This is a genomic window from Nereida ignava, assembly GCF_001049735.1.
Taxonomy (GTDB): Bacteria; Pseudomonadota; Alphaproteobacteria; order Rhodobacterales; family Rhodobacteraceae; genus Nereida; species Nereida ignava.
Genome location: NZ_CVPC01000045.1, coordinates 1 through 3697, shown reverse-complemented (window position 1 = coordinate 3697; position 3697 = coordinate 1). Strand labels below are relative to the sequence as shown.

General features: G+C 50.9%; 7 protein-coding genes. All 7 read left to right on the top strand.

What is annotated here, in order from left to right; all coding sequences use genetic code 11:
- The first annotated feature begins 147 nt into the window (after positions 1-147).
- A complete protein-coding gene (locus NIG5292_RS14160; RefSeq protein WP_048600188.1) occupies positions 148-846 on the top strand; it encodes an AAA family ATPase in 699 nt (232 codons plus the stop codon).
- A complete protein-coding gene (locus NIG5292_RS14155; protein ID WP_048600187.1) occupies positions 843-1076 on the top strand; it encodes a hypothetical protein in 234 nt (77 codons plus the stop codon). Before NIG5292_RS14160 ends, NIG5292_RS14155 begins: the two co-directional genes overlap by 4 nt.
- Complete coding sequence (locus NIG5292_RS14150) at positions 1069-1371, top strand: hypothetical protein (RefSeq protein ID WP_048600186.1); 303 nt, start codon at positions 1069-1071, stop codon at positions 1369-1371. Before NIG5292_RS14155 ends, NIG5292_RS14150 begins: the two co-directional genes overlap by 8 nt.
- Positions 1368-2093 (top strand): hypothetical protein, encoded by a 726-nt coding sequence (locus NIG5292_RS14145; protein ID WP_048600185.1) that lies wholly within the window; start codon positions 1368-1370, stop codon positions 2091-2093. Before NIG5292_RS14150 ends, NIG5292_RS14145 begins: the two co-directional genes overlap by 4 nt.
- Positions 2094-2150: 57 nt before the next feature.
- Positions 2151-2537 carry a hypothetical protein gene (locus tag NIG5292_RS14140; protein ID WP_048600184.1) on the top strand — a complete coding sequence of 129 codons (387 nt, stop codon included), beginning with the start codon at positions 2151-2153 and terminating at the stop codon, positions 2535-2537.
- Between the two features lie 89 nt (positions 2538-2626).
- Positions 2627-3085: a hypothetical protein gene (locus tag NIG5292_RS14135; RefSeq protein WP_048600183.1), complete on the top strand. Its 459-nt coding sequence runs from the start codon at positions 2627-2629 to the stop codon at positions 3083-3085.
- Positions 3078-3697, top strand: a 620-nt coding sequence (locus tag NIG5292_RS15215; RefSeq protein ID WP_144412764.1) for a DUF3768 domain-containing protein, incomplete at its 3' end; no start/stop codon positions are given. The genes NIG5292_RS14135 and NIG5292_RS15215, both read left to right, overlap by 8 nt.

The window sequence follows — 3697 nt, the reverse complement described above, 5'->3', positions numbered from 1 at the left end:
CAAAACTTTTGCCCCTAAGCTGTTTGCTGCCATGGGTGCCCAAGTGCGCATCACCGATAGCCAGCAAGTACCGGCTGAGTGATCCAATTGACGCTGCGGGACGATTGTTCCCGCAGCTCATGCCTTAGTCAATTAAGGAGAGTTTATATGACTTTTGAGGAACGTCATCGGCCGAAGGCTGTGCAGGATCTTGTGTTTGCAGATCCCACAGTTGCAGCCACAATCATGCGCTATGCAACAGCGCGCCCATCAAAGCCCTTGCTGCTCTATGGGGAACCAGGAACGGGTAAATCAGAAGCTCTGCGACTGATTGTTGAAGCGCAGTTCGCACAAGCTGGTATCGCGAGCGATGATTTTACAGTTAACGGTGCAGATGCGGGCAAGGGGCTCTTTGATAAGATCTTGAACATGGCGCAGATGCAGATGTGGGCGCCAGGATTGCCTGCACTAATCATCATTGATGAGATCGATGAAGTTGAGGATGCGCTGCCGGGCAAGACCCGTACGTTTATTGAACAGCATAAAAGCGTACAGCTCTTGGCCAGCACCAATTACGTCAAGAAGCTTAAGCCTGCTCTGCAGAGCCGAATGCGCTGTGTTGAAGTTCAAAGGCCGCTCAACACAGACTGGGTGCCACGCGCTCAAGCGATACTTGCTGCAGAAGGTGCGCGGGTAACCCAAAGTGGTGTTGCGCAGCTGCTGCAAAACTTCAGCGGCGATGCGCGCGACTTCATTGATTACATGGAAGAGCAAGTGCAGGCGGCAAAGCAATTTGCATCCGCAGCCTCCGCTCAACCTCGCAGTGTTGCCAGTATCCTGAACCAAGCTTCTGGAGGCACACCATGAGTGAGCCCAATAAAGACCTTACAACTGAACTGAAGCTCTTTGAACTCTACGGGCTTCGCAAAGTGGTTGCCGCCGCAAAGACGTCAAAAACACCAAAGGTGGAGTTTGTACCGCTCGCTGAAACGGTCCTCACTGCAACCCAAGCCCGTGCGTTCGCGGCACGTTGGCCCACTCTTACCGCAGATGAACAAACGCAAATCTGCACCATGCTGGAGCAACATTATGGATAGGCAAACACTGATGCTGGAATTGAAGGGGCTTTCGCAGGTGGTCAGCGCTGACGTGCGTGATCTTGTCTACAAGCGCCGGGCTGTGAGCACTTTGGCGGATGAATACGAGGCAGTGAACCCGTTTTATGACATGTTGGATGTCTTGGAACGTGATCTGTCTCATGCAATTGATTGCTCGATCTTTGAGAACTTATCGCGGGAAGCCAGTACTGTTTTTGCTGACCAATGGAAGCAGATGTCTGTTTATCAGCAGTTCCAATATCTCGAAGACTACGTGCGAGGTGCTTCCAAATGAAGGATCAAAACACAAGCTTGAGTGCACTCAATGCCGTCCTGGATCAAATTGTTCGTGATTGGATTAGCATTGTTAATTTGGATGTTGAGTTTTGCTTTGCCTATGATGACGATGATCCCAATCCATATACATCAGCCATCAGCGGGTATCATGCTGAAGCTTTTAATTTTGCTGATTTTGGCAGCTGCATTGTCGATGATGAAGGTCCGATTACAGTCACAAGCTGGCCTAATTTGGGTGGTAAGACAGCAATCATCTCAACATCCATTCGTGTAAACTTCCCAGAGCCTTTGATGCGAATATTTAAGCATCACGTGTCTCAGGAGCTTTTTGAGCACCCATTTGAGTATGTTGCGTTTAACTGCAAAATTGATTTGCCTGATGTCGAACGTTATTCCATTATGATGTATCTGAGTGGGGCGGTGCGTAATATCCGATTAGACGCGTATTCTGAGACTGTATTGCGCAAGAATGCATCTGCACTGATGGCTGCGTTAGAGCCTTACGCTCTCTGGTTTGAATTTGCTGCACATCTGTCGGATGACCTTGTAGATGAAAATAAGCGTGCCTTGCTCATCAAGCATCTCCGCGCTATTTGCGCTTACTTGGATTGTAGCGGTGATCTGAGTTTTGCGAAACTGACCACGCTGTGCGGTGTTGCTGGAAGCCTTCAGCCTGCGGCTTCTTTGATCCAAAAGAAGATGCCTGAACTTGTGGCCTGATAGGGAACGGTCAGACTTAGTACATACAGGGGCGGTGCGCTCCAGAAAGTATACATCGTGATTGATGATGACGTAGCTGACTTGCTCGAAGCATCAGGCCTTGCGGTTTTATGGCGGTCTCAGGCACCTTTTTATGCAGCGGAGCTTCAAGTGCTGCGTGCGGTTGACTGTTGCTTGCGTGAAGAGACGGCGTGCTTTGGTGACATGGAAGATCGCGTAGAGCACATGCTCGCGGATACTGTGAGCGTGGCGACATCTGAGATGAGTGATGGTGAGCGTAACGCGTTCTTTCCGATCTGGGATCAACTTGAAGAACATGTGCAGCTCTATGTACTGAACGGGTATAACGAGCTGCCGCCGATGAAGTGTGGGCCTGAGGATTGTACGATGCGCAAGCGGCGCAAAGTGGCGATCACTCACTCAGGTAGATCCGACCTTAATTAAATAAAATCAAGTACTTGACTGTCTTTCCGGTCGTCCACTGCGTCGTTTGAACATACGCTTTAGCTGTAACCCGACAGCAAGGAGCGGATATGACACATCTGGCAAAGCTTACATTCAAAACAGTAGATCGCAGCACCAAACGCGATCCGATTATAGCACGACGTGATAAGCTGGTCGCAGGGCTCAAAGAGCAAAAGCTGGTACACGCGGCAGCGCTTAAGAAGGAAGACCACCGGGTTGAGCGACACAAGTGGATGACCAACGACATGGGAGAGCGTGTGATGGTCAAAACTCACCGCCGAGTGCGCCCATGGTTCTTTGAGCAAGACGGTGGGTGGTACGTGCAGTGCAGATACGGGGCGCGTGTGATTGCAGCCGATGGCACCAACAACGCGGTACTCGTCAAAACACTAGAAGACGTAGCTGGTGTTTTGGATGCTTTCCTTAATGCAGCTGATGCAGGGGAGCTGGATACGGCCATAACCAAAGTAGCTGAGCGCCAACCACGCTTAAAGCCAGGGGCTGCCAAAGCTGCCGCAAATGCCTGATGCCACTACAGCTAAAATAGCAGCACTTAATGATCACGCACGGCGCTCATTCACAGGCTGTCGTGTTGTGATCACCCAAGGGGTGCAAGAGTTAAAGGATATACCTTTCATCTTGGACCAGGTGAGCAGGTATAACACCTTCACGCCTGATAACGATCCATATGGCGAGCATGACTTCGGATCGTTCCTTCACGGCGATACAACCATCTTCTGGAAGATTGATGGGGTGGATGCTCCCTCCCACAACGGCATCGCAATGTGCCAGACTGGCTTTGTTGGAAGTCAGTTCAAAAGAAAGGAAACATCCATGTCAGATATTAGCATTCTGGCCATCGACCTTGCAAAGCACTCGTTTCAGGTTTGCGCTACGACGGCAGAAGGCGTCGTCAAATTCAATCGCAAGTATTCGCGTGGAAAGCTGAGCCAGCTCTTGGCGGAACACTCGAGTTGCCTCGTTGCGATGGAAGCCTGTGCGACCAGCCATTGGTGGGGCCGATATGCACAAGAAGCCGGTCATGAGGTGAGGCTCATCCCGCCGATCTATGTGAAACCCTTCGTCAAACGCTCCGCCAAGAATGACGCCAACGACGCTGCGGCGATTGCAACGGCGGT

What these genes read in the sequence shown, in the direction of transcription:
- NIG5292_RS14160 (WP_048600188.1), top strand. Translation starts at nt 148, where the DNA reads ATGACTTTTGAGGAACGTCATCGGCCGAAGGCTGTGCAGGATCTTGTG.
- NIG5292_RS14155 (WP_048600187.1), top strand. Translation starts at nt 843, where the DNA reads ATGAGTGAGCCCAATAAAGACCTTACAACTGAACTGAAGCTCTTTGAA.
- NIG5292_RS14150 (WP_048600186.1), top strand. Translation starts at nt 1,069, where the DNA reads ATGGATAGGCAAACACTGATGCTGGAATTGAAGGGGCTTTCGCAGGTG.
- NIG5292_RS14145 (WP_048600185.1), top strand. Translation starts at nt 1,368, where the DNA reads ATGAAGGATCAAAACACAAGCTTGAGTGCACTCAATGCCGTCCTGGAT.
- NIG5292_RS14135 (WP_048600183.1), top strand. Translation starts at nt 2,627, where the DNA reads ATGACACATCTGGCAAAGCTTACATTCAAAACAGTAGATCGCAGCACC.